This is a genomic window from Actinoplanes sp. NPDC051475, assembly GCF_040689425.1.
Classification (GTDB): domain Bacteria; phylum Actinomycetota; class Actinomycetes; order Mycobacteriales; family Micromonosporaceae; genus Actinoplanes.
Genome location: NZ_JBFAZZ010000036.1, coordinates 1 through 24,243, shown reverse-complemented (window position 1 = coordinate 24,243; position 24,243 = coordinate 1). Strand labels below are relative to the sequence as shown.

General features: G+C 68.3%; 20 protein-coding genes and 3 pseudogenes. 10 read left to right on the top strand and 13 right to left on the bottom strand.

The genetic code is table 11. The features are described 5' to 3' along the window. Positions 1 to 228, bottom strand: a pseudogene (locus AB0368_RS37940) (hypothetical protein); the annotation flags it as partial. Between the two features lie 119 nt (positions 229 to 347). On the opposite strand from AB0368_RS37940, the gene AB0368_RS37935 reads away from it, so the two are divergent. The 5 genes and pseudogenes from AB0368_RS37935 (at position 348) to AB0368_RS37915 (ending at position 3,793) form a co-directional block, all read left to right on the top strand. Continuing rightward, positions 348 to 572, top strand: a complete 225-nt coding sequence (locus AB0368_RS37935; RefSeq protein WP_366158891.1) for a transposase family protein — start codon at positions 348 to 350, stop codon at positions 570 to 572. A 55-nt stretch (positions 573 to 627) separates the two neighbouring features. After that, complete coding sequence (locus AB0368_RS37930; protein WP_366158890.1) at positions 628 to 918, top strand: transposase; 291 nt, start codon at positions 628 to 630, stop codon at positions 916 to 918. A gap of 24 nt (positions 919 to 942) precedes the next feature. After that, positions 943 to 1,482, top strand: a complete 540-nt coding sequence (locus AB0368_RS37925) for a hypothetical protein (protein ID WP_366158889.1) — start codon at positions 943 to 945, stop codon at positions 1,480 to 1,482. Then, positions 1,469 to 1,675 (top strand): annotated as a pseudogene (locus tag AB0368_RS37920) (ISL3 family transposase); the annotation flags it as partial. The gene AB0368_RS37925 and the pseudogene AB0368_RS37920, both read left to right, overlap by 14 nt. A gap of 1,353 nt (positions 1,676 to 3,028) precedes the next feature. Then, the gene (locus tag AB0368_RS37915; RefSeq protein WP_366158888.1) at positions 3,029 to 3,793 is read left to right on the top strand and encodes a hypothetical protein; all 765 of its coding nucleotides are present in this window, start codon (positions 3,029 to 3,031) and stop codon (positions 3,791 to 3,793) included. A gap of 67 nt (positions 3,794 to 3,860) precedes the next feature. Here the strand turns inward: AB0368_RS37915 and narI are convergent, their stop codons facing one another. The 7 genes from narI to AB0368_RS37880 all read right to left on the bottom strand — a co-directional run bounded on the left by narI (position 3,861) and on the right by AB0368_RS37880 (position 13,450). After that, entirely contained in the window at positions 3,861 to 4,613 is a 753-nt protein-coding gene (gene narI / locus AB0368_RS37910; protein WP_366158887.1) for a respiratory nitrate reductase subunit gamma, read from the bottom strand. Continuing rightward, the gene (gene narJ / locus AB0368_RS37905) at positions 4,610 to 5,275 is read right to left on the bottom strand and encodes a nitrate reductase molybdenum cofactor assembly chaperone (protein ID WP_366158886.1); all 666 of its coding nucleotides are present in this window, start codon (positions 5,273 to 5,275) and stop codon (positions 4,610 to 4,612) included. The genes narI and narJ overlap by 4 nt, the downstream gene beginning before the upstream one ends. Further along, the gene (gene narH / locus AB0368_RS37900) at positions 5,272 to 6,936 is read right to left on the bottom strand and encodes a nitrate reductase subunit beta (RefSeq protein ID WP_366158885.1); all 1,665 of its coding nucleotides are present in this window, start codon (positions 6,934 to 6,936) and stop codon (positions 5,272 to 5,274) included. Before narH ends, narJ begins: the two co-directional genes overlap by 4 nt. Then, positions 6,936 to 10,604 carry a nitrate reductase subunit alpha gene (locus tag AB0368_RS37895; RefSeq protein WP_366158884.1) on the bottom strand — a complete coding sequence of 1,223 codons (3,669 nt, stop codon included), beginning with the start codon at positions 10,602 to 10,604 and terminating at the stop codon, positions 6,936 to 6,938. The genes narH and AB0368_RS37895 overlap by 1 nt, the downstream gene beginning before the upstream one ends. 5 nt (positions 10,605 to 10,609) lie before the next feature. Next, a complete protein-coding gene (locus AB0368_RS37890; RefSeq protein WP_366158883.1) occupies positions 10,610 to 11,092 on the bottom strand; it encodes a hemerythrin domain-containing protein in 483 nt (160 codons plus the stop codon). A 19-nt stretch (positions 11,093 to 11,111) separates the two neighbouring features. Then, positions 11,112 to 12,299 (bottom strand): MFS transporter, encoded by a 1,188-nt coding sequence (locus tag AB0368_RS37885; protein ID WP_366158882.1) that lies wholly within the window; start codon positions 12,297 to 12,299, stop codon positions 11,112 to 11,114. A gap of 890 nt (positions 12,300 to 13,189) precedes the next feature. Beyond that, positions 13,190 to 13,450: a response regulator gene (locus AB0368_RS37880; RefSeq protein ID WP_366158881.1), complete on the bottom strand. Its 261-nt coding sequence runs from the start codon at positions 13,448 to 13,450 to the stop codon at positions 13,190 to 13,192. Positions 13,451 to 13,668: 218 nt separating this feature from the next. Here AB0368_RS37880 and AB0368_RS37875 point away from each other — a divergent pair, with 218 nt between their 5' ends. After that, positions 13,669 to 15,987, top strand: coding sequence for a bifunctional diguanylate cyclase/phosphodiesterase (locus AB0368_RS37875; protein WP_366158880.1), 2,319 nt, complete (start codon positions 13,669 to 13,671; stop codon positions 15,985 to 15,987). Between the two features lie 57 nt (positions 15,988 to 16,044). Here the strand turns inward: AB0368_RS37875 and AB0368_RS37870 are convergent, their stop codons facing one another. Beyond that, positions 16,045 to 16,824 (bottom strand): transposase family protein, encoded by a 780-nt coding sequence (locus AB0368_RS37870; RefSeq protein ID WP_366158879.1) that lies wholly within the window; start codon positions 16,822 to 16,824, stop codon positions 16,045 to 16,047. A gap of 372 nt (positions 16,825 to 17,196) precedes the next feature. Here AB0368_RS37870 and AB0368_RS37865 point away from each other — a divergent pair, with 372 nt between their 5' ends. Beyond that, positions 17,197 to 17,787 carry an SMI1/KNR4 family protein gene (locus AB0368_RS37865; RefSeq protein WP_366158878.1) on the top strand — a complete coding sequence of 197 codons (591 nt, stop codon included), beginning with the start codon at positions 17,197 to 17,199 and terminating at the stop codon, positions 17,785 to 17,787. 60 nt (positions 17,788 to 17,847) lie between these two features. Here AB0368_RS37865 and AB0368_RS37860 read toward each other — a convergent pair. Beyond that, positions 17,848 to 18,096, bottom strand: a pseudogene (locus AB0368_RS37860) (transposase); the annotation flags it as partial. Between AB0368_RS37860 and AB0368_RS37855 the strand changes: the two are divergent. Together AB0368_RS37855 and AB0368_RS37850 are read left to right on the top strand one after the other, a co-directional pair. After that, a complete protein-coding gene (locus AB0368_RS37855; protein ID WP_366158877.1) occupies positions 18,037 to 18,234 on the top strand; it encodes a UPF0158 family protein in 198 nt (65 codons plus the stop codon). The pseudogene AB0368_RS37860 and the gene AB0368_RS37855 sit on opposite strands and share 60 nt — an antisense overlap. Before the next feature lie 199 nt (positions 18,235 to 18,433). After that, a complete protein-coding gene (locus AB0368_RS37850) occupies positions 18,434 to 18,898 on the top strand; it encodes a DIP1984 family protein (RefSeq protein WP_366158876.1) in 465 nt (154 codons plus the stop codon). A gap of 652 nt (positions 18,899 to 19,550) precedes the next feature. Here AB0368_RS37850 and AB0368_RS37845 read toward each other — a convergent pair. The 3 genes from AB0368_RS37845 to AB0368_RS37835 form a co-directional block, all read right to left on the bottom strand. Further along, a complete protein-coding gene (locus tag AB0368_RS37845) occupies positions 19,551 to 19,808 on the bottom strand; it encodes an integrase (RefSeq protein WP_366158875.1) in 258 nt (85 codons plus the stop codon). An 8-nt stretch (positions 19,809 to 19,816) separates the two neighbouring features. Next, a complete protein-coding gene (locus AB0368_RS37840; RefSeq protein WP_366158874.1) occupies positions 19,817 to 20,251 on the bottom strand; it encodes a hypothetical protein in 435 nt (144 codons plus the stop codon). A gap of 296 nt (positions 20,252 to 20,547) precedes the next feature. Then, on the bottom strand, positions 20,548 to 22,416 hold the full coding sequence (locus tag AB0368_RS37835; RefSeq protein WP_366158873.1) for a methyl-accepting chemotaxis protein: 1,869 nt from the start codon (positions 22,414 to 22,416) through the stop codon (positions 20,548 to 20,550). 919 nt (positions 22,417 to 23,335) lie between these two features. Here AB0368_RS37835 and AB0368_RS37830 point away from each other — a divergent pair. Further along, positions 23,336 to 24,094: a DUF72 domain-containing protein gene (locus tag AB0368_RS37830; protein WP_366158872.1), complete on the top strand. Its 759-nt coding sequence runs from the start codon at positions 23,336 to 23,338 to the stop codon at positions 24,092 to 24,094. The last annotated feature ends 149 nt before the right edge of the window (positions 24,095 to 24,243 follow it).

Below are 24,243 nucleotides of genomic sequence, written 5' to 3'. Positions count from 1 at the left end.
GTGCGTCTCGTCGTCAGCGATCCCCTCCTGGTGGTCGACGCAACCGTCCAGGGTGAGATTGAGACTGAAGATGAGCGGTCCCATGGCCCGCGAGTTTAACGCCACTACGGCGTCGGACCAGGCGGGCGTCGCGTCAGCGAGCTTGAGGTACACACGCCCCGTCTCGTTGAAGTCGTCGGTCTGGACGAGCCTGCACGCGCTCGCGGGCGTCGCCAGCTCGACACCCACGACCAGGGCGAGTCCCAAACTCGGCTCTGGTGCGAACTGTGTGATGGACGTTGGGCGATGAGTCGTTGTCTGACCGTGTGGTGCCGTTGAGCAGCTTCTTCCTCACCTGGCCGGCGTCGATGTCGAGGAGGTGCATTCCCGAGGCCGAAGTTGTCTTCACGGCCACGGTGCGCGGTGAGGTAGGCGTGTGCCCTGCCTGCTCGAAGCCGTCGGTCCGGGTGCATTCGCGGTATCGGCGGACGTTGACCGATGCGCCGGTGGCGGGCCGGTTGATTCGGATCTTGCTGAGGGTGCGTCGTTTCTTCTGCGGCAACCCCCGAGTGCCGGCGCAGGACGTTCGTTGAGCAGGTCGACGGGCTGACCTGGCGCTGGTCACGTGTGAGTGACGGGCTCCGGCGAATGTTGACGGCGATCGGACTTGCCCTGGCCGGCCGGGCGGGTGCCCGGCTGTCCACGGCGTGGGGGATGCCGGCCAGCCGCGATCGTCTGCTTCGGTTGGTCCGAGCCTTGCCTGACCCTCCCGTCGGCGAGATCACGGTGCTTGGGGTGGATGACTTCGCGGTCAAGCGCGGGCATCACTACGGCACCGTGTTGATCGACTGCGCGACCCGCCAGGTTGTGGATGTGTTGGTCGGCCGGGATGCCGCGCCGCTGACTGCCTGCTGCAGGAACATCCGGCTCCGGAGGTGATCTGCCGGGACCGGGCCAGCGCCTATGCTGAAGCGGCTCGCACCGCGGCGCCGCAGGCCGTGCAGGTCGCCTGCCGTTTCCACCTCTGGCAGACAGATCGGCCGGCATCTCGGCTGGTCACATCGGACAGTGTCGAAATATGCCCACGCCGCCACGTGGCAAGAGATGGTGGTCGGGCAGAAGCGGCGACCGAGCCTGGTCGACCAGGTCCAGTCCTACCTGATACGCCGCATCGGCGAGGGCTGCCTCAAAGCCAGCACCTTGTATCGCGAGATCGCTGCCCAGGGATTCGCGGGTAGCTACGCGATCGTCGGCAGGTTCGTCGAGCAGTACCGCAACAAACCCGACCTGACGGTCGTCCGCCGTCCGCCATCGGTTCGGCGGGTGTCCGGATGGATCTGCCGGCATCCGGACAACCTCGTCGGCCGCGACACCGAACAACGCTGCACGGCCCTGGACCGCTGCCGGGAGCTGCGAACCGCCGCCGGTCTGGTCCGCTCGTTCGCCGACATGCTGACCCACCTGCACCGGCGAACGGCTCACCGCATGGATTGCCGCGGCTGAGCAGGCGAGGTTGCCTGGCATCAGCCGCTTCGCGACCGGCCTGAACGCCGACCCCGCGGTCGCGGCGGGGCTGAGCCTGCCCCTCAGCTCCGGACGGGTCGAGGGCAACGTCAACCGCATTAAGATGATCAAGCGGCAGATGTATGGCCGAGCCGATTTCGACCTGCTCCGCAAGCGCGTGCTACTCGCTGCAGAAGAAAGGCTGAGCAGGCTCATCACCGCGACGCTACGGGGCTGGCGGAGGGTTCGGCGGATGCTGACTGCTGGAAGCCTCCACGGCGCGATCGGCCGCCAGTAGTGCAGCGCCGAAACACTCCGCGAGGTGCTCCAGCCACCCGGGATCCTCGAAAACGACATTTTCTCCGAGCGACTCCCTGAGCCCGCGTAGGAGATCCTGGATTCGCTTCTGGGGCGTTCGCTTACCCGCATGGATGCGCCGCTCGAAGCTGGTCCAGCGACGCACCGCGACGTCAATGAACCGGCCCGGGTCACACTCCTGCCAATGATCCGCTACCCGGACGTCTCGCAGGACGGCACGTAACTCTGCCGACCGCTCCTCCCTCGCTTGTCTGGCAGTCACCAGGTAAGGATGCCGTGAAAGGACTGCCAATCAAGCGAGAACCGCGTTGGCGCTCTCCGCCGCGCTGTAACCGAAGCTGGCTACCAGGACCAAGGTCAATCACGCAGTTCGCGCCAGAGCCCCAAACACACGCCCGATGAAACCCGCCGGAAGGTGCCGGGACCCAGACTCCCGCCCAATCGGGACCGCTACTCGCGCTCAGAACCAAGGGGTCATCGCTGAGGATGCGATGGCCTTGATAGAAGGCGACGTTCAGGTACTGCCGACCGGAATCCCGGTCGTCGACCTCGCCGATGAGCCGCGAGGAATCGCGCCACTTGCGCCGTCCGTCCGGCGTACCGGTGCTCACGGAACTGCCGGTGAAGGCGCCTTCCTTGGTGCTCGCGAACGGGTACTCGTCGCAGGCCCACCTCGGCTTGGGCCTTGTCCGACGGCAGTTGCACGATCGGATACGGCGCTGCGGCGATCCCGGCTGAGATCTCATCCTATGGGGAGTGGTCCATGACGCGAGATTGCCAGAACGTCGCTCACCTTAGGCGAGGAGGGCCCCGGGATACCAGATGTGGTTACCAGGACGTGTCTCCGCCAAGCGCGACCTGCGGCCCATGAGCTGACATGGATTCGGACGCGCATATGTGCCGTCGGTCGTGCGCGGCGTCGCCGTCAGCAGGGGCCTCGGGCTGAGCGACCGGCCCCGTTGCGCGGACATGCCGAAGTCAGTGCATCGCGGTGTACGAGGGCTGAGCGCCGACGAGTTGCAGGCGATCGGGCCTTCACGCATCCGACACCCCGAGATGCCACAGAAGCGACGGGTGTCCTGTAGCCGTGGGGTGTCGCTACGTTTTCGCTGCGGCGCTACATTGGTGACCTTCATCTGGCGTTTGTCATGCTGGACGTCATCGCCTGTCGGGGGAAGGCGGCATGACTAATCGCCGACGACTGCGTCACCCCCGCGGAGGAAACCTTATGGATTCGTACACCATCACGATTGCCCCGAACGACGACAGCGGTGCCGCGACCCGGCTGGTGATCGATGCGTCCGGTGGTCAGGTTCGGATAACCGATGTACACCTGCATGCCCCGCAGGGCCTGTCGAGTGGACACATCCCGACCGTCGACTTCGATCTGCTCTTGCAAGCGGTGACCGGCGCCATGACCGCATCGAGCGGTCAGCATCCTGCCGGCGTGAGTGAGCTGAGCGCGCCGCAGGGCGCGCTCACCCTCGAGGCTGCCGCCCGTACCGAGCCCGCCGACCAGTCGGCTGCGCCTGCGGCACGGAAGGGCCGCGCGCGTAAAGCCACACCGCGGACTGCGGCGACGCCTTCGAGACGCCCGGCACTCGCGCCTACTGCCACGGCAGCGTCCGGGGGCGAGACCTTGCGCCGCGCCGATCGGGACGAGGCACCGCCACGTCAACGGCGCACCGCTAAGCAGGCCGCGGTGAAGGCCACCGGAAAAACGGTAACGACGAAGACCCCACCGACGTCGGCGAGCAAGCGAGCCGCCACGCGCGCTGCGACCCCGGCGAAGAGTAAGACACCCGCGAAGCGGGCTCGTGTTGCCACTACCACCGCGACGTCTTCTACGAGCGGGCGCGTCTACCGGCGTACCCCCGACGATCTCGCGGCGGTCTTCGAGCAGGTCGGGACCGTGGCGGGCATCGCCGCGCACTATCAGGTACCCCGCTACACCGCCCAGGGGTGGGTCAGCCGCCTCCGCGCCACGGCGTAGCAAAGGCAGCGTTCCTGGATCAGTGCTGTCAACGAGGTGGATTCCACAACGGATGCCTTCCTGGAGATCACTTCTGCTTGGTGCGGGGCCGTTCGGGGAGCTTCGGTGGGCCCTCCCACCCACGTCTCGACCTGCGCAGGCCGGGGCGGGCGTCGCGGCTGCGATAGACGATGTAGGGGCGGGTGAGGTAGCCCACCGGGGCGCTGAACGCGTGCACGAGCCGGGTGAACGGCCAGAACGCGAACAGCGTGAACGCGGCGATGACATGAAATTTGAACCCGGCAGGGACGCCGGCCATCTGCTCAGGATCGGGGCTGAAGTAGAACAGCGACCGCAGCCACGGCGAGACCGTTTCCCGGTAGTCATATCCGTCACCGATGATGTTCGCCCGCACCGTCGCCAGCAGCCCCAGGACGATCACTCCGGCGAGTACGACGTACATCGCCTTGTCGTTCTTGGTGGTGGCGGCGAAGACCGGGCCGGTGAGCCGCCGGCGGGCGATGAGGATGGCCATGCCGATCAGCGTGCACAGCCCCGCGATCGTCCCGACGAACACCGCCGTCAGGTGGTACGCGTGTTCGGTGATACCGGCCGCCTCGGTCCACGCCTTGGGGATGAGCAGGCCGCCGATGTGGCCGACGAGAACCATGAGGATGCCGAAGTGGAACATCGGGCTGCCCCAGCGCAGGATCGCTGACTCGTAGAGTTGGGAGGAGCGGGTGGTCCAGCCGAACTTGTCGTAGCGGTAGCGCCAGATCGTCCCGCCGACGAGCACCGCGATGCAGAGGTACGGGTAGACCACCCAGAGCAGGACTTTCACCGACGGCCTCCGGTCGTGTCGACGTGCCCGAACGGTTCCAGGCCTACCTGCTCGACCGGCGGGCCGGACTGGGCCAGGCGGAGGGCGGCTGCGATGTCGCCGGGTTGCGGCGGCGGCAGCATCGCCCGCACCGCCTCGATGACGTGCCGGTAGGCCGATTTCTCAGCGTCCAAAGCCGTGGCGAGCAGGTCGAGGCCGACGCGGTTCTCCCGCAGCAGCCGCCAGCCGTCGTCGTCGAGCGCGGCCAGGTCGAGAACGGCCGGCAGATAGTCCGGCAGTTCACCATCCACGATCTCCACACCTGCCGCCTTGTACGCCGCGGCGAAGAGCACCAGAGCCTCGCCGCGTTTGCGCGTGTCGCCGGCGGTGTAGTACGTCAGGTGCAGGCAACAGCGCCGGCGGAAGTCGAACAGCTGGATGTATTCGGCGGCCAGGGTAACCGGATGGGCGTGAGCCCGCATGTCCGCCACCGACCGCAAGGGGCGCGCTACGACGGCCGGCAGTTCGTCGAGGGCGGCCGCCACGGTCGGCAGGACGGAAAGGGTGGCGTCGTCGGGGTACCGCAGCAGCAGGGAGGCGGCGCGGGCGGCGACCGCCCGCCAGGCCGGTTCCTCCGCCGCACGACCACGTCTGTGCGTGATCCGTTCTCTGATCGTCGTCATCGGGTCTCGGTGTCTTGTCTCGGCGGGAACAGGCCGTCGGGCCGTCCCCGGCCGTCCCAGTTGAGGAGGTTGACGCGGGCCTGTTTGCCGTCGGGTGCCGCGCCGGAGTCGGCGGTCTGCCGGTCGCGCTGGATGTGGAAGTTCTCCACCGAGATCGGCGCCGGGGTGCCGGAGGCCTCACCGAACGGCCCCGACCCGCCCATCCCCGGTCCACCCTCGAAGTCGAGACTGCACTCGGCGCCCTGCGCCTCCAGCTTGTGGGCGTCCTCGGCGTGGGCGGCCGGGATGACGTAGCGCTCCTCGTATTTGGCGATGGCCAGCAGGCGGTACATGTCGTCCATCTGCTCGCCGGTCAAGCCGACGGCGCCGGCGATGGACTCGTCGCGTTCCTCGCCGAGGTTGATGCGTCGTTGATAGACCCGCATGGCGGCGAGGCGCTGCAGGACGGCGGTGACCGGTGCGGGGTCACCGGCGGTGAACAGTCCGGCGAGGTAGTCGAGCGGGATGCGCAGCGCGTCGACGGCGCCGAACAGGTTGTTGAGGTCCTCGCCGTCGTGGCCGGTGTCGCGCAGGATGTCGACGACGGGCGACAGCGGGGGGATGTACCAAACCATCGGCATGGTGCGGTACTCCGGGTGCAGCGGCAGGGCCACCTGGTACTTCATGATCAGGTCCCAGATCGGGGAGCGTTGCGCTGCGGTGATCCAGTCGTCGGGGATGTCCGCGGCCCGGGCCGCGGCGACGACCCGCGGGTCGTGGGGGTCAAGGAAGACCGACTTCTGGGCCTCGAACAGGGCGTGCTCGTCCTTGACCGCGGCAGCCTTTCCGACGGCGTCCGCGTCGTACAGCATCAGGCCGAGGTAGCGCAGCCGGCCGACACACGTCTCGGAACAGATCGTCGGCTGCCCGATCTCGATGCGCGGGAAGCAGAACGTGCACTTCTCGGCCTTGCCGGTGCGGTGGTTGAAATAGATCTTCTTGTACGGGCAGCCGGTCACGCACATCCGCCAGCCGCGGCAGCGGTCCTGGTCGACCAGCACGATGCCGTCCTCGGAGCGTTTGTAGATCGCCCCGGAGGGGCACGACGCGGCGCAGGATGGGTTGAGACAGTGTTCGCAGATGCGCGGCAGGAAGAACAGGAACGCCTTCTCATATTCCTGCCGGACCTGGTCGGACAGTTGTTGCAGGATCGGGTCGCCGGCGGCGATCTCGTTGCCGCCCGCGAGGGAGTCGTCCCAGTTCGCCGACCAGGTGACCTTGGTGTCCTCGCCGGTCAGCAGCGACTTGGGCCGGGCCACCGGGGTGTCGTCGCCGGCCGGGGCGGTGAGCAGGTGCTCGTAGTCGTAGGTCCAGGGCTCGTAGTAGTCCTGCATGGCCGGCATCTTCGGATTGGCGAAGATGGTCATGAGTTTCTTGAGCCGGCCGCCCGACCGGGGCTTGAGCCGCCCGGTCCGGGTCCGCACCCAGCCACCCTGCCACTTCTCCTGGTCCTGATAGGTACGCGGGTAGCCCTGCCCGGGGCGGGACTCGACGTTGTTGAACCAGGCGTACTCGACGCCGGAGCGGTTGGTCCACGCCTGTTTGCAGGTCACCGAGCAGGTGTGGCAGCCGATGCACTTGTCGAGGTTCATCACCATCGACATCTGGGCCATGACGCGCATCAGTACTCCACTTCCTGGGACCTACGGCGGATCACGGTGACCTCGTCGCGCTGGTTGCCGGTCGGGCCGAGGTAGTTGAACGCGAACGACAGCTGGGCGTAGCCGCCGATGAGGTGGCTGGGCTTGATCAGCAGCCGGGTCAGCGAGTTGTGGATGCCGCCGCGGCGGCCGTTCGTCTCGGCCTTCGGCACGTCGATGACCCGCTCGGCGGCGTGGTAGAGGTACACGGTGCCCTCGGGCATCTTGTGCGTCACCACGGAGCGGCAGACTACGACGCCGTTGCGGTTGACGGCCTCGATCCACTCGTTGTCCGTCACTCCGATCTTCGCCGCGTCGATCTCGCTCATCCACATCGTCGGGCCGCCGCGGGAGAGCGTGAGCATGATCAGGTTGTCCTGGTACTCCGAGTGGATGGACCACTTCGAGTGCGGCGTCAGATAGCGCACCGTCAGCTCCAGCTCGCCCTTGGGGCCGAGGCGGGGCTCCCCGAACAGCTTGTGCATGTCCAGCGGTGGACGGAACGCCGGCAGCTCCTCGCCGAGCTCCTGCATCCAGTCGTGGTCGAGGTAGAAGTGCTGCCGCCCGGTCAGCGTGTGCCAGGGTTTGAGCCGCTCGACGTTGATGGTGAACGGCGAGTAGCGGCGCCCGCCGTGCTCGCTGCCCGACCACTCCGGGCTGGTGATGACCGGCACCGGGCGCGACTGGGTGTCGGCGAAGCGGATCTGCTTGCCTTCGTGTTCGGCCGCCAGATCCGCCAGCTTCTGCCCCGTACGCCGTTCGAGGAACTGGAACCCCTCGGTGGCTACCCGGCCGTTGGTTGTGCCCGACAGGGCCAGGATCGCCTCGCAACAGCGAATGTCGGTGTCCAGGCGCGGACGGCCGTCGGCGACACCACCCCGCACCGTGCCGTTGACCTTCTTAAGGAACTCGATCTCCGGCTTGACGTCCACGGTGACGGCCTTCGTGGTGGTGCCGAGCCGGTCCAGCAGCGGACCCAGCGAGCCCATCTTCGCGCTGATCGCCCCGTAGTCGCGTTCGACCACGATGAACTTCGGCATGGTCTTTCCCGGCACCGCCGGCACCTCACCGGTCTGCCAGTCCCGCACCACACCACCCGGGGTGGCCATCGCATCCGGGGTGTCGTGCAGCAGCGGCGCCGCGACGAGGTCCTTCCGCACGCCGAGGCGCGGGCCCGCCAGTTCGGAGAAGACCTTGGCGATGCCGTGGAACGCGTCGAAGTCGGTCCGCGTCTGCCACGGCGGGTGGATCGCCGGGGTGAACGCGTGGATGAACGGGTGCATGTCGGTGGTGTTCAGGTCGTGCTTCTCGTACCAGGTCGCGGCGGGCAGCACCACATCGGAGAACAGCGTCGTGGAGGTCATCCGGAAGTCCAGCGACAGCAGCAGATCGAGTTTGCCCTCGGGGGCCTGGTCGTGCCAGACCACATCCTGCGGGCGCTTCTCCGGCGGCGCCTCGGTGGCGCGCAGCGAGGCGTCGGTGCCGAGCAGATGCCGCAGGAAGTACTCGTTGCCCTTGGCGGACGAGCCCAACAGGTTGGCCCGCCACACCGTCAGCACCCGCGGCCAGTTCTGCTCCGCGTCCGGGTCGGTGCAGGCGAACTCGAGCCGGCCGTCGACCAGTTCCTTGGCCACGTACCCGGCCGGGTCCTCCGGCGCGGCGGCGAGCGCCTCGTCGGCCACGTCGAGAGGGCTGCGGTCGAAGGTCGGCATCGTCGGCATCCAGCCCAGCCGGGCCGACTTCGCCAGCAGGTCCGCGGTGTGCCGGCCGGCGAAGTCGCCCTTTGCAAGGGGCGAGGTGAGCACGTCGGCGGTGTACTGGTCGTAGCGCCACTGGTCGGTGTGCAGATACCAGAACGCCGTACCAATCATCTGCCGCGGCGGCCGGACCCAGTCCAGGCCGAAGGCCAGATGGGACCAGCCCGTGACCGGGCGGCACTTCTCCTGGCCCACGTAGTGCGCCCAGCCGCCGCCGTTCTTGCCCTGGCAGCCGGTGATCGTGGTGAGCACGAGCATGGCCCGGTAGGTGGTGTCGGAATGGAACCAGTGGTTCGTGCCCGCGCCCATCAGGATCATCGACCGGCCGCCGGAGCGTTCGGCGTTGTCGGCGAACTCCCGGCCGATGCGGGCCACGGCCGCCGCCGGTACGCCGGTGATCGGCTCCTGCCAGGCCGGGGTGTAGGGCACGTCCGCGTCGTCGTAGCCGGTCGGCCACGTCCCCGGCAGGTCCGGCCGGGCGACACCGTACTGGGCGAGCATCAGGTCGAAGACGGTGGTGACCAGCTTGCCGGCGACCCGCGCGGTGGGCACGCCCCGGCGCATCAGCTCGGGGGTGTCGTTGTCGAAGCGGGGCAGCGCGATTTCGACACCGTCGCCGCCGGCGCAGCTGAGCCGGGGGACGATGGCGCCGAGGTCGAGGTTCCACTTGCCGACGCCGGCGTCGTTGAAGCGGTGCCCGAGCGACCCGTTGGGCACCCCGACAGCGTCGGTGACGCTGTCCCACAGCGCCGGCCGGAACGCCGCCTCGGCGTCGGTCTCGCCCAGGTCGGCGGCGGTGACGAACTTGCCCGGCCGGTATCCGCCGCCGTCGACCGGCTCCAGGGCGACCAGGTAGGGCAGGTCGGTGTACCGCGACACGTAGTCGACGAACGGCTCGGTGGTCTTGTCGACGAAGAACTCCTTGAGGATGACGTGCCCCATCGCCATCGCGAGTGCACCGTCCGTGCCGGGCTGGGCGGGCAGCCACTCGTCGGCGAACTTGACGTTGTCGGCGTAGTCGGGAGAGACCACGACGACCTTCTGGCCCCGGTAGCGGGCCTCGGCCATCCAGTGGGCGTCCGGGGTACGGGTCACCGGGACGTTCGAGCCCCACATCATCAGGTAGGAGGCGTCCCACCAGTCGCCCGACTCCGGCACGTCGGTCTGGTCGCCGAACATCTGCGGTGAGGCCACCGGCAGGTCGGCGTACCAGTCGTAGAACGACAGCATCGACCCGCCGATCAGCGACAGGAACCGGGCACCCACTGCGTGCGAGACCATGGACATCGCCGGGATCGGCGAGAAGCCGGCGACCCGGTCCGGACCGTACGCGCCGATCGTGTGCACGTGCGCCGCCGCCACGATCTCCTGCGCCTCATCCCAGCCAACCCGGATCAGGCCGCCCTTGCCGCGGGCCCGCTGGTAACGGCGCCGGCGTACCGGATCGGCCTGGATGTCGGACCACGCCGCGACCGGATCGCCGCCGAGGCGGGCCTTGGCCTCGCGGTACATCTCGACCAGCACCCCGCGGGCGTACGGGTAACGCACCCGGGTCGGCGAATACGTGTACCAGGAGAACGCCGCCCCGCGCGGGCAGCCCCGCGGCTCGTACTCCGGACGATCCGCACCCACGCTCGGATAGTCGGTCTGCTGCTGCTCCCAGGTGATGATGCCATCCTTGACATACACCTTCCACGAGCACGACCCGGTGCAGTTCACCCCGTGGGTGGAACGCACCACCTTGTCGTAGGCCCAGCGATCCCGGTAGAAGCTGTCGGCCTCCCGCCCGCCGATCTGATGCAGGGTGCGCCCGTCGTCGGACACCTCCGCCCGCCGCAGCAGCCCGCCAACGGACAACAACGCCCGCCCCGCCTGTCCAGCCGTACGCGACATATCGCTCATTCCCGGGCCAGGCCCTGTTGTTCATGCGGCTGCCGGATGGAGTCGATTGCCACCGCCGTGCCCACTCGTGCTCGTACGGCGTCGACGGCGTCCCAGTCGGCGGTACGCAGACCGGTCAGGGCTGCCGGGAACACCCCGTCCTGTTCCTTGAGGATGTGCTCACGCAACATCTCCAGCATCGTGAAGAGTCGATCCGGCCAACCCGGCTCAGCCGGCACCCCGGCTGCCGCCTCGTCGAGAACCGCCTCGACCACGCGGTGCTCCGCGCGCAGCACGGCAACGTGATCGCGGAAGTCGCCTTCCAGGGCCGGGAACAGTCCCTCCTCCTCGACCTGGGTGTGCGGGCCGAGGATCACGGCGATCCGCCGTGCGATCACCGCCATCGCGGCCACATCCCCTGCGCCGTGGGCCGCCCGCACCTGGCTGACGAGCGCGACGACCGCATCGTGCTCCCGGGTCAGCTCGGCGATGGCCGGCATGGCCTGGCAACCGCAGTACTCACACATCGGACGGCACCCGGCCGGGCCGGATGGTCGCAGGCCGCGCGGACTTGCGGACGGCGGTGACCGTCAGCACCAGCGCCGCCGCCGCGACGACCGCTAGCAGGAGCAGGCCGATCGCGTATGAGCCGTACCGGGTGTAGACGGCGCCCATCAGCAGCGGCGGAACGAACCCGCCGAGGCCGCCGGCCGCGCCGACGACACCGGTTACGGAACCCACCTTGTTCGCGGGCGCCAGCAACGCCACCAAGGCGAACGTCGCGCCGCTTCCGGCGCCCAACGCCGCGGCCATGGCCAGGAACGCCGCCGTCCCGATCGGCGCCAGCGCCGGAGTGAACGCCTGCACCACCGCGCCGAGCCCGACGACCGGCAGGACGACGTACAGCACCCGGGTCGGCCCGAACCGGTCCGACAGCCAGCCGCCCGCCGGGCGCATGATGACCGCCAGCAGCACGAATCCGGCCATCCGGTTGGCCGCGTCGGCCTGGCTCAGCGCGTACGCGGTCTTCAGGTAGGCGGGGAGATAGACCGAGAACGCCACGTAGCCGCCGAAGACGACCGCGTACAGCGCCGAGGCGTGCCACGTGATCGGTAGCCGCAGCGTCGCGGCCAGCCGGCGGGCCAACGGCTCGGCCGGCACCTGCCGGTTCGGCGCGTCACGCAGCAGCAGGGCCGCCAGGCCGGCGTAGCCGAACAACACGCCCGCGGTCACCAGGAACGGGGTTGCCGTGCCGTACACCGCAACGAGTTTGACCGTGGTGAGCGCGCTGATGGCGGTACCGCCCATGCCCATGCCGAAGACGCCCACGGCCAGGCCCCGCTTCGCCGACGGGAACCAGGCGGTGACGAACGGAACCCCGATCGCGAAGGTCGTCCCGCCGACACCGAGCAGGAACCCGCCGACCAACAGACCGGCGAAGGAGGCATGCCCCGCCCACCCGAGGTACAGGACGGGCACGATCGTCGCGAGCGAGACCAGCGGAAACATGATCCGGCCGCCGAACCGGTCCGTCAGGGCACCGACCGGGATACGCCCCACGGACCCGACCACCACCGGCACGGCCACCAGCAGAGCCTGCTGGAACGGGGTCAAGCGCAAGGCATCCTTGAGCTTCGGCGCCAGCGGACTGAGCAACGCCCAGGCCCAGAAGTTCACCGCGAACCCCAGCGTGGCGAGGCCGAGCATCAACCAGCTCCGCGCCGTCGAGGACCCTGTCGACGGCCTAGAAGGAACCGCCGGTGCCTGCTGACTCATCATCGCCTCATCTCTCGACGTCGTCGTGTGCGTCTCTTCACCGGGTGGCAGACAAAGACGAGGGGCAAGCGGATGGTGTGCGGTTCGGGCCAGGCTGTCCCGGGCCGCGTATCGGCCGGTGCGGGCGCATCGAGTGACAGGCTGGTCGGCTCGGAAACGTCACCCGGCTGAGGGGCGGATTCGACGGCGGTGGGCAGAGTGCCACCGGGGTCTCGAGCGACGAGTCTCACCGTACGCGCATTTCACGTGGTCGGCGTCGCCAGCGACGTGGCGGCGGGCTGGCCAGGCGGGCAGGCGTAGGGTCGAGGTGTCGCTCTGGACTTCGGTGGCGGGCAGTCGACCGTGTGGGCGCGTCGGCGTTCCTCGCCGCGGCAATGATCAGTTGCGTTTCTCGCGCAAGATTCTTCTCGAGCACAACATCCGGCCATGGTCGACTTTTGGGAAACCGGCGTTTCGCTGGCACTGCGTCATCGAGCATCGACGCAAGGAGCGTCCTTGTCTCTCGGATCAACACGGACTGATCATCTCGCTTCCCTCGCCCTGACATGCCGCCGACAGGGCGCGATCGCGGAGCGGTGGCTTGGAGCCGGAGGGATCAGGCGGTGGGAATGCCGCCTTGTCGCTCGGTGCCCGTGTCGAAGAAGGCCGGTCGCCGCGGCGCAGTTGCGCGTCGCTCGTCGTGTGCTATCCGGCGTGCTGCGGGCAGGCCGCGGAGTCGGTCTTGTGCCGGCGGGGGCCGGCGTCTGCGAGGTGTTGCACTGCGGCGACCAGGTCGGTGTTGGAGAAGGGTTTGAGCAGCACCCCGCACGATTGGGCCTCGCTCAGGCGGGGATCGCCGCTGAGGATTGCCACGAGGTGTCGCACAGGGTCGGGTCGTCGCGGATGGCGCGGCAGAGTCCCCGGCCGTCGAGGTGCGGCATGTCGAGGTCGGTGAGCACGACGTCGGGGTTTGCCGGCGTGCTGGCCTGCAGGGCGGCGTGCCCGTCGGGCGCCGGGTGGACGGTGAAGCCAGCACGGGTGAACAGACGTTGCAAGCCCATGCGGACGTCGTCGCTGTCCACGGCGATGAGGATCGTGGTCATCGCGGACCCTTCCTGGCGGCGCTGCTCGCCCGGCTTGTGGATCTTCAGTGTTTACCGCTGGGCCGGTGCGGGTTGGTGCTGTGATCGGGCACCTGGGCGCCTCGGAAGATCGGGCACACATAGCGCCCATTTGCTCAGTCCCGGCGTCCGCGTACCGATGGGGTAGGGGCTGCCCGAAGGGTTGGCATCGGTACCGCGCGGTCGAGGGAGGGCACGGGATGTCGTGGTTGGCGGCGTGGATCACCGGCCGGCATCTGTGGCGCCTGTTCGCGATCGCCGGCGTGCTGGCGACCGTGCTCTATGCGCTTGAGCTTTCCTCCATGATCAATGCCGGGTGCTCGGCCGTCGTGGGGGTGGGCGGTGTCTGGGCCTGTTTGGCCGGGCCACGCCGCTGGCACGCCGAGCCCCGCGGAGGCTGGAGCCTGATGGGCGGCGGGGCGCTCTGCTTCCTGCTCAGCATCCTGATCCAACCGTTGGTCGACGGCCACGGCCCGGCCCTGCATCTGCTTCCCCACGCCGCCGCGATGTCCGGCTATGTACTGCTCTTCGTTCTCCTGGTCCGGCTGCTGCGAGCCCGGCAAAGCCTGGAACGGCACGCCGTGCTCGACGCCCTCACCGTCTGCCTCGCCCTCGGTCTGGCCAGCGTGTTGCTCCTCGCCCTGCCCGCCCTCGACATTCCGGGCCGGCCACCGGTGGAGGCGGTGATCACCGCGTTGTACCCGCCGCTGGACGTCATCGTCCTGCTCCTCACCGTAAACGTCACGTTCACCGCCACCAGGTTGCCGGTCAGCCTTCTCGCCTGGATCACCGGTGCCATCATGATGTTCGTCGGTGACGCCGCCGCCGCGATCACCGCCCTCTCCGGTGGGACGTCAGCGTCGCCGCTGCTGGACGTCCCCGCGCTGCTGACGTTCACGATGCTGGCGGTGTGCGCGCTGCACCCCTCCGTGGCAGAGCTGAGCCGGGCTGACCGCCGCCCGGTGCAGGCCTGGTCTGCGGCTCGGATCATGGTGCTCGCACCCGCACTGGTGACACCGTTCGTGCTGCTCGCTACGATCGGCGGCCGGGGTTCCGGAACCCGGCTGCTGATCACCGTCGGCGGCGTGCTCACGGTGGTGATGTTGCTCTTGCGCGCGGTCTCGGCGGTCCAGACCGGGGCTGCGGCGCAGCTGAGCTCCGAGTACCAGGCCCGGCACGACGTGCTGACTGGGCTGCCGAACCGGCAGAGGATGTCCAGGGAGATCACCCGGTTGCTCGACGACATCCCGCCCGGCGACGAGGACCGGCGGGTGTGGGTCTTCCTGCTCGACCTGGACGGGTTCAAGTGGGTCAACGACTCCTGGGGGCACGACACGGGCGATCAGCTGGTGATCGAGGTGGCCGGGCGACTGCGGACCGCGCTGCCGGCGAGCGTGCCGGTCGGGCGGGTCGGCGGCGACGAGTTCCTGCTCGTGTACGTCGGTGACAAGAACGGGGCGCTGAGCCTGGCCGATGAGATCCGCAGCTGCTTCGATCGACCCGTGCTGGTCCGCGACACCGACATGGCGATCAGCGCGTCGATCGGCATCGCCCATGCAGCGTCCGACAACGAGCAGGCCGCGATGACCGCCGACGCACTGATGCGCGACGCGGACACCGCGATGTACCGGGCCAAGGGGGAGGGCCCCGGCCGGATCACGTTCTTCGACACCTCGATGCACGAGCAGGTTCGGGAACGGACCGAGCTGGAGGTCGCGCTGCGCCAGGCACTGAGCGCCGGCCAGCTGTACGTCGCGTACCAGCCGATCGTCGGGATGGAGAGCGGCCAGCCGGTCGGCGCCGAGGCCCTGGTCCGCTGGGTGCATCCCGAACGCGGCCAGGTCCCGCCGTCCGCGTTCATCCCGATCGCCGAGGAGGCCGGGCTGATCGGTGTGATCGGCACCTGGGTACGCCAGGAGGCGTTGCGCCAGCTCAGCGAGTGGCGGGAGGACGGCACGGTCGGCGCCGACTTCTACCTGTCGATCAACGTGTCCCCGCGGCAACTCACCGACCCTGAGCTACCGCTGATCGTCGCGGGCGAGCTACTGCGCTTCGGTGTGCCGGCACACTGCGTCGCGCTGGAGATGACCGAGTCGGTGATGGTGGACGGCTCCCGGGTGACCGGGCAAGTGCTGTTCGAGCTGCGGAAGCTCGGCTTCAAGCTGCTGATCGACGACTTCGGGACGGGCTTCTCGGCGCTGGGCTACCTGCGCCGTTTCCCGGTGACCGGGGTGAAGATCGACCGGTCGTTCGTGACCGGACTCGGGTCGAGCACCGAGGACGAAGAGATCGTCCGGGCCGTGGTGGCGATGAGCCACGCGCTAGGGCTGAGCCTCATCGCCGAGGGCGTTGAGACCCCGCTCCAGCGGGACGCGCTCGCCGCAATGGACGTACCGAACGGCCAGGGTTGGCTGTGGGGGCCGGCGGTGCCCGCGGCCGAGTTCGCGGCGCACTGGCACGCCGGAGGGCGGGCCGCGCTCGCCGCGGCCACCCACGACTGTGCCGGCGGCCGGAAATGACCGACTAAGCGATGTCTCGTAACTGGGTGTAGGCGTTGCCCGTGAACGGTTCCGGGGTCAGCTGGCCAGAGCGATGTTGTGCAGGTGGGCGATTCCGGCGGCGGTGACAGCGAGGGTTCGTGCGGCGCGACGGTAGTCGCGCAGGATTTTGTAGGTCTTGAGTCGGGCCAGGACATGTTCGACCCGAGCCCGATCCTTGCGGTGCCCGGCGTTGTAGTCCTGCTTCCACTCGGGTAGTTCGCTGCCGTCACGGGGTTTGCGGTACGGCATGATTACTTCGTGGTTGCCGTGGTAGCCGCCGTCGGCCATCACCGCCCGCCCGGCGAGTTGATCGTTGATGCCGCTGCTGCGGTACACGATCGTGTCGTTACGGTTGCCAGGCTGCGGGTCGCCCAGGGCGATGACCAGGCGGGTGTTCGCGTCGATGGCCACCTGCAGGTTCGTCGAGTACCGGTAGTTCTTGCTCGGGGCGGCCAATCGATGGTCCCGCGTGGGGATCAGGGTGCCGTCGACCATCGCGACCTGATCTTTCGGTCGGCGACGTAACGGCGCCAAAGCCAGCAGGGGTCCGACGGTGTCGATGACGCGGTGCGCCGCGGAGTGCGAGACCCCGAACAACGGTCCGAGTTGGCGCATGGTCAGGTTCGTGCGCCAGTACACCGCTACCAGTAGTACCCGGTCCGGCAGGGTCAGGGCCCAGGGCCGGCCCGGGCGCCCATCGGCGATGGCGTCACCGCCGCGTCGAGCGACCAGGCGTACCAGCCGGCGGAACTGCGCCGGCCGTAGTCCGGTGAACGGGTGGATCAACTCTGGGCGAGAGGCCGAGAACACCTGCACCCATCGATGATCCACTATCGTCCGAAGCGGACCGTCACCGGGTTACGAGACATCGCTTAGCAACGTAGCAGCCTCACCGGGAAACCGAAGATCAGAAAGCGGACTCGATTTCTTTAGCTTCGTCAGCCGCTGGTGATGTTGCTCTTGCGCGCGGTCTCGGCGGTCCAGACCGGGGCTGCGGCGCAGCTGAGCTCCGAGTACCAGGCCCGGCACGACACGGAACGCGCCATGAAGGCGGCTCGCCCTCAACGGCGAGTCGATCGATAATGGACCTATGTCAACCTAGGTTGGCGCCTGTCTGGCGCGATGAGCAAGGTGCGATGGTCTTTGGCCACGTGGACTTCCTCGTACGGGTGCAGGCACTATGACGACGTGCTTCAACAACGGGATCTTGACCGGCTCGCCGCGGCGTGGCGGGCCCAGGGCGCGCCGACGCCCGGCTCGCTCGCACCCGGCCTGAGCGAGGCGGAACTGGACGCGTACGCCGCCGAGTTGGGCTTGGACCTTCCGGGTGACCTGCGCGTCTGGTGGGGATGGCACAACGGTGCGGCCGACGGGGTGTCCAGCCTGGGCGCGCAGGTGGGGGCCACGTGGTATCTGATGTCGTTGCGTGAGGCCCTCGACCAACGCGCCAAGCGCCTGTCCTGGAACGACCCGCCCGAGTTTCCCGACGATGTGGAGGAGTGGGAGGGCCAGTGGGCGCCGTGGTGGCTGCCCGTCGTGACGTTCGACGCCGCCTGTCTCTTCGTCGACCTTCGGGCGACCGCCGCGGACGGCAACGCGCCGGTGCACGTCTGGGACGAGGCGCCGGACCGCGTGTTCGACGTGCTGGTGCCGAGCTGGGCCGACGTTGTCAACGGCTGGGCTCGGGGCATCGAGCACGGGCACTTCCGATATTCGGCCTCGGCCGGGCGATGGGACGTACCCGATCGGGTTCCGCCGGAGCTGCAACCGTTCGCCTGATCAGAGCCGCCGTGGATCAATAGAGGTAGAACGTCTTGTTGCCCTGGTTCTCCGCTGCTGCCAGGTGCCGTCGCGCTGCCACTGCCGGAATAGCCCGTAGGCGGTCTCCCACGGCCCATACCGCTCTGGCATGTCCCGCCACGGCGACCCCGTCCGCACCCGCCACCGGATCGCGTCGATCACCGTCCGCGGGTCCCGCGGCGGACGTCCCATCCGCACCGGCGGCAGCACCGCCTCCAGCTTGGCCCATTGAGCATTCGTCAAATCACCACGCGCCGCGCCTTCCGCCGGTTCAAAGACGAACTGCACCAGGAGTACCCGCACCTGCTGCCCGCGTGGCACGCGTTCCGCGATGCCCGCGCCCACCGGCGCGCCGTCGAGTGGCTCGCCGACGATGACAACGCCATGCGCTTCCTTGACGAGCATCCGGAACCCCACGTGCCGTGAAGCGGGCAGCCGATCGCCGCCAATGGTTCGGACCGCAAGACGCCCGCACATGCCGCCAGTGGTGTGGGATGCTCCGTGCGGCCGTCGCGCTCCGTACATCCGGCGGACGAGTTCCTGACGGCGCGGCCACCGTGCCTCGGCCGGGATCTGGCGAGAAATTGCCGCGCGATGTCGATCTTGTTTCGCCATACTGGTGTCCATGAAACTTGCCGAGGCTCTCGCGCTGCGCGCAGATGCGTCGCGTCGTGCTGAACAGCTCCGTTCCCGTGTCACCGGCAGCGCGCGCCACCAGGAAGGCGAGACGCCGGCCGAGGACGCAGCGTCGCTGCTGGCCGAAGCTGGCGCCGTGCTCGACGAGCTCGAGTCGCTGATTCGGCGGATCAATCGGACCAACGCCGCCACCCCGGTCGAGGGTGGCACCCTCACCGACGCACTCGCTCGCCGCGACGTCCTGCGCCTGCGGCACGGCATCATCACCTCCGCGGCTGACGCCGCGGCCGGCGAGGGCCAGCGGGGGTTTCGGCAGCTGCGCTCCGAGCTGAAGATGATCCCGGCTCTGCCGGTGGCGGACCTACGACGCCAAGCGGACGACCTCGCCCGGCAACTACGTGAAATCGACACACTGATCCAACGGACCAACTGGGAGGCCGACCTACTCGATTGAAAGGCGCGGAGCAGGTAGCCGACGTGGAGGCGTGCACAGACCCGAGAGCCGGCGGGTAAACCGGCTCCCTTCTTGGCGCGCCGAGGGCAGGCGCAGGGGTTCGACTTCCTGGCAGACATCGCATGCCCAGCACGGAGCACAAGTGACGGCGTACCGGGCACGGCACACTACCGGGTGCAGATCCACGACGGTGAGGGCGGGAATGGGGAAACTCCGCGGCCCGTAGAAGCGAATCATCAGCATCGCAGTGTTCTACTCCTCTGGCCGCCGAGCGGGCGCGACGCTCGGCGAGTAGCCGATGTGAGAGTGTGTCGATGCCGACGACTGTCGGACGTCGCTCCGGTCGGGGAAGGGCGAGATACTAAATTGGCGGACGAGCGCCGGGCAAAGGCACATGGGAAGGTGCGTCATATTCAGTTATGTTGCCTTTGAGCGGGCCGCCGTCCGTTCGGCATGAGCCGGTTCGAGTCAGGTAGCCCGGCACTCGTAATGCCACAGGTGTCCCGCATGCTGCCCGCAGCTCCGGTGAGGCCCCCGAGCGCTGTCGAGATAGACAGAACGCTGCGCGTCGCAGGCTTTCCGCCTTTCTCGACGACGCCGGAGTTACTGACACCAACGGCGCTGTGGGTGCCGACAATCTCGTCCGTGCAGCTCAGGCCGAGTGTTCGTATTCGTGGAGGAGTCCGCCGAGCCGATCGTATCGGCGGATGTGCAGATGCGTGATCGCGGCGGGGTCGGCGATCGGGTCGGGCAGCGGATGTGGCGGCCGGGCGTTCGCGATACCCCGATGGGGACGGTGACGGTTGTGGTGCCGTTCGTACTCGCCTAGGGCGTGCAGTAGATGCGCCTGGTTCCAGATCAACGTCCGGTCGAGCAGTTCGTGGCGGCAGGCTTGGATCCACCGCTCCATGATCGAATTCATGCGCGGCATCCGGACGCCGCTGAGTACAACCGTGATTCCAGCGTCGGCGAGGATCGCGTCGAGCGGGGCCGGGTACTCCCGTCGCGGTCACGGATGAGGTATTTCACCTGGCATCCGGCGTCGTCGAGGTCCATGACGAGGTTGCGGGCCGCCTGGCTCACCCATGTGGCGGTCGGGTGGGCGGTGGCGCCGAGGATGCGCACCCGGCGGGTGGCGTGCTCGATGACGGCCAGGACGTATACGCGGGCGCCGGTTAACGTCGTCATTTCGAAGAAGTCGGCGGCAAGGATGGCGTGGGCTTGGGAGCGCAAGAACGTTGCCCAGGTGTCGCTGGTTCGCCGGGGTGCCGGGTCGATACCGGCGTCCTTGAGGATTTCCCAGACGGTCGAGGCCGCGACCTTGACGCCCAGCACGGGCCGCCGTGGGAACACGGTGGGAACACCGCCTCCCGGCGGGGCCCTCCTTCCGGCAGCGGCATGGTTCGCCATGGCAGCTGGGAGAAGCGCGATGGCTTCAATCGAAACCCGGAAAAACCAAGGGCAAGATCACTCGGTATCGGGTGAAGTGGCGCTCCGGTGGAGCCCGAGACGGTGCCTGGGACGGCCTGACGACAAGGGCTTCCTCGGCAAGGCGGCGGACACGACAACGGGCCTGACACATATCGGTGCCCGCGAGTACGACCGGGGTGCTGGGCTACTCCTGCCAAAGGTTGGTAAGGGCCTCTTTGTCAGGTAGTGAACCTGGCCACGATGTCGCGTAGTCGTTCCGCGGTCTGCGCCAGTTCCTGCGCCGATCGGGCGGCCGAGTCCGCACCGGTGGTCGTCCGGTTCGCCTCCTGGGTGGCGGAGCTGACGCCGACCGCGATCCGTTCGGCGCCGGCTGCCACCTCGCTGATCCCGTTGGTCATCTCCGAGGTGGTGGCCGACTGCTCCTCGACGGCGGCGGCGATGGTGGACTGGATTTCGTTGACCCGGGCGATGACGTCGCTGATCTGCTGGATGGCCTCGACCGCGTCCCGTGCGTCGGTCTGGATGGCGTCGATGCGGGTCGCGATGTTCTGGGTGGCCTGGCCGGTCTCCTGCGCCAGGTCCTTGACCTCGCCGGCGACGACGGCGAAGCCCTTGCCGGTTTCGCCCGCCCGGGCTGCTTCGATGGTCGCGTTGAGGGCCAGCAGGTTGGTCTGTGCCGCAATCCCGGTGATGACCTTCAGCACCTCCCCGATCTGTGCGGAACTCGTGCTGAGCCGAGCGATCGTCTGCCCGGTCCTGCGGGCCGCGTCGACCGCTTCGGTGGCCACGGCCGCGGCCTGACTCGCGCCGAGCGAGATCTCGTCGATCGAGGCGGACATCTCTTCCGCGCCGGCCGAGACCGCGGTGAGGCGGTTGGAGGCCTCGTCGGCGACCGTGCCGGCCTGTCGTGCCTTGCTCGCCGTCGATTCCGCGGTGGTCCGCATGTCGGCGCTGACGTTGGACAGTCTACTGGAGGTAGCGGCAACCTCGTCAGCGTCGGCGCGCAGAGCGTGGATCGCCTCGCGGACCCGGGTGAGAGCGTGGTTGAAGGCGGTACCCATCTGCCCGACTTCGTCGCGAGTGTCGACCGGCACCTGCTGGGTGAGGTCACCCTCGGCCAGGGCCCGCAACGCGGTCACGATTCGCCGCATAGGCACCGTCGCCGAACGGTAGAAACCCACGAGCAGGTAGCACACCAACAGCAGGGCGCCGACTGTGGCCGCCTCGACGACATAGGCCTTCTTCTGGAATCCACTGATCCTGGTCGTCAGCAGCGCGTCCAGCTGAGGCACGAGGACGTCGGTCAGCTGGACCATTGTGGTCCACGCCCTGTCCCCTGCCGCGGGGGTGACATCCGCGAGCTGTCCCGACGCGACCGCACTGTCGACCTGGGTGAGCAGCGAGGCGACGGCCTGATGCTCGGCCTCGATCGACGGCCGCACATCGGCCAGCTGACGCCGGACCGTCTTGGCCAGGGCGGTGGCCATCCCTGAGTCGACCGCCTTCTGGGTGCTCGCCAGCGCACCCGCCGTACTGGCCAGACGCAGCTGGGAGCTGCGCACCACCTCCGGGGCGCTACCTGACGCCAGGAGCGTCTCGTCGACGGTTCGGCCGGCCTGATCGAGCAGGCCCGGCAGCCGGAAGACCAGCGCGTCCATCACGTAGTAGGAGTCGAGGTCGGGATCCAGGGTGAGGTTCGATGCGTCGGACACGGCGACCACCAGATCGAGCAAGGCGGCCGAGGCCTTGCTGTACGCGTCGTAGGCGGTCTGCCCGGTGCCCGAGTTCGGGGCAGCGGCCAGCCCCGCCCTGGCTGCGGACCACGCCTGGCTGACTCCGAGTTCCGCGCCGTGGGCCTTGTCGACGGCGTCCACCGCGCTGATCGCCGCGTTCGTCGAGGCGCCATCAGGTGCGCCCTCGGAGACCGCCGAGTGCCGGGCGCGCACCGTGGCGGCCGTCAGCTTCAACAGCGGCGACAGGTAGGCGACGCCCACGCGTTCCTTGGCGCTGAAGGCGACCTGAGTGGTCTGAATCCCTACGTAACCCCAGGTGACGAAGCCAAGTGGGAGAAGCAGGACCACCGTCACGAGCAGGATTTTGTACGCATAGCGCAACCGCCCTAGCAACAGGCTCGCCGGAGAGAACAATGCAACCACCTGGCTTGAAAGTCGGATCCGTCCTCCAGGAAAGCGGTGTGCCTACTGATGATCTCAGAAATGGCACTTTACGGCCCCCGAGCACAAGGAACGAGTATTCTGTACGGCCCTGGTAGCGCGAGCGGTCGCTCGACGGCACGTGGCTGGCCGGCTGAAGGGTGTAGTGAAATCGACACGTGAGCCTGTGGAGTTTCAAAGGTAATGTTCGGAGCCTCGAGATTCTCCTCAGTGACAACACCTCGCCGCTGCGTCCCGTAAGCCGATGATCGCCGGCGGGACCGCCGGGCGTGGTGTCGTCGACACCGGCGTTAGTACCGTCGGCGAGGGCGATGGTGGGCCCGGCCGCCCGGGGGAGTGGCGCCAGGACACTGCCGAGGGAATGGCCTCTCGTCGCACGTGCCTGATGGAAGAGTCAGAAGGTCGATCAGGGTTCCGACCAGGCAACGTGGCGCTCAGCTTCGGAGCGCCAGTGACAGTGTCCTCTCGGCAATCACCGTGTGCGTATCCGATGTGTTGGGCCTCGGACACAACTGATCAAGGCGTGAGCTGCGGTTCGGCCGTGGGCGCTTATCGCAAGCAGCTGCGTACCTGAAGGTCACCGGCGTGGGTGTGCAAGTCACCCCTCGACACAGCGGTTAAGGTGACCAGCTCGGTGATTCGGCACGGGTCATCAGGCGAGCAAATTCTCGGCTGCTGATTCGTAGTCGTGCTTCCGCTGGGACCAGTTCGGCTTGGGCCTGGGCGATCGATTCGGTGCGGGGGACCGTCCGCCACAACGTCGGGGGACAGCCCCTGCCCGACCCTGTCGTCCCGATGTGATTCCCTCGAGATCCGGGGGTATGCACCGCGCATGACGCCGGTAAAGGTCGGCCTGTGCGGGGCCAGCATGGCGCTGACCTCGTACGCGCAACGTTTCCGTGTGCTGGAGGTTCAGCAGACGTTCTACGAGCCACCCCGCGAGTCGACGCTGCGGCGGTGGCGGGCCAGCGTCCCACCGGCGTTCGAGTTCACCATCAAGGCCTGGCAGTTGATCACGCACGAGGCGAAAAGCTCCACGTACCGGCGGCTGCGTACACCGCTGAGTGCCCAGGAACGCACCGAGGTCGGCGGTTTCCGGTGGACGCCCATCGCCGCACGCGCCTGGGATACCACGCTCCGCTGCGCCGCGATCCTGGAAGCGACCGCGATCCTGCTCCAGTGCCCGGCGAGCTTCCGGCCGACCGAGCCCGCCATCGCGCGGTTGCGCGAGTTCCTTTCCAGAGCGCGGCGGCCGGCGGGTGTCCGGCTGTTGTGGGAGCCGCGCGGCCCGTGGCCGGATGAGGTGGTTCGGGCTTTGTGCGAGGAACTGGACCTGACCCACGCCGCCGACCCGTTCCTGCGCCCCAGCCTGACACCGATGGCCTACTACCGGCTGCACGGCATCTCCGGCGCCCGCCATGTGTATACGGATGCTCAGCTGGCATGGCTCGCCGACATCATCGACGCCGGCCCGGCATACGTGATGTTCAACAACCTGCCCCGTGCCCCCGACGCCTGGAGGTTCAGCCAGCTGGTGCGCCGAGACACGGGCGCCGCCCGGTCGACGCCGGTCGACGCAAGCCCTGACTGACGGTCCCTGTCGGCTGCATTCTGCGACCGTCGCCGATTGTCCCGCTGCGGAGGACTGTGGATTGCTCCTCTGTCAAGCGACGGCTGGTTGGCGGCCGTTGACGTCGGTGCGAAGCGCTTGGTAGACGACGTCGGAGAGGCGTCGTTTCA

Bases quoted from the DNA above. Each gene is read 5' to 3' on its own strand.
- AB0368_RS37935 (WP_366158891.1), top strand. From the start codon at position 348: ATGTCGAGGAGGTGCATTCCCGAGGCCGAAGTTGTCTTCACGGCCACG.
- AB0368_RS37930 (WP_366158890.1), top strand. From the start codon at position 628: ATGTTGACGGCGATCGGACTTGCCCTGGCCGGCCGGGCGGGTGCCCGG.
- AB0368_RS37925 (WP_366158889.1), top strand. From the start codon at position 943: ATGCTGAAGCGGCTCGCACCGCGGCGCCGCAGGCCGTGCAGGTCGCCT.
- AB0368_RS37915 (WP_366158888.1), top strand. From the start codon at position 3,029: ATGGATTCGTACACCATCACGATTGCCCCGAACGACGACAGCGGTGCC.
- narJ (WP_366158886.1), bottom strand. From the start codon at position 5,275: ATGACGACGATCAGAGAACGGATCACGCACAGACGTGGTCGTGCGGCG.
- narH (WP_366158885.1), bottom strand. From the start codon at position 6,936: ATGCGCGTCATGGCCCAGATGTCGATGGTGATGAACCTCGACAAGTGC.
- AB0368_RS37895 (WP_366158884.1), bottom strand. From the start codon at position 10,604: ATGTCGCGTACGGCTGGACAGGCGGGGCGGGCGTTGTTGTCCGTTGGC.
- AB0368_RS37890 (WP_366158883.1), bottom strand. From the start codon at position 11,092: ATGCCGGCCATCGCCGAGCTGACCCGGGAGCACGATGCGGTCGTCGCG.
- AB0368_RS37885 (WP_366158882.1), bottom strand. From the start codon at position 12,299: ATGCTCGGCCTCGCCACGCTGGGGTTCGCGGTGAACTTCTGGGCCTGG.
- AB0368_RS37880 (WP_366158881.1), bottom strand. From the start codon at position 13,450: ATGACCACGATCCTCATCGCCGTGGACAGCGACGACGTCCGCATGGGC.
- AB0368_RS37875 (WP_366158880.1), top strand. From the start codon at position 13,669: ATGTCGTGGTTGGCGGCGTGGATCACCGGCCGGCATCTGTGGCGCCTG.
- AB0368_RS37850 (WP_366158876.1), top strand. From the start codon at position 18,434: ATGAAACTTGCCGAGGCTCTCGCGCTGCGCGCAGATGCGTCGCGTCGT.
- AB0368_RS37845 (WP_366158875.1), bottom strand. From the start codon at position 19,808: ATGGAGCGGTGGATCCAAGCCTGCCGCCACGAACTGCTCGACCGGACG.
- AB0368_RS37830 (WP_366158872.1), top strand. From the start codon at position 23,336: ATGACGCCGGTAAAGGTCGGCCTGTGCGGGGCCAGCATGGCGCTGACC.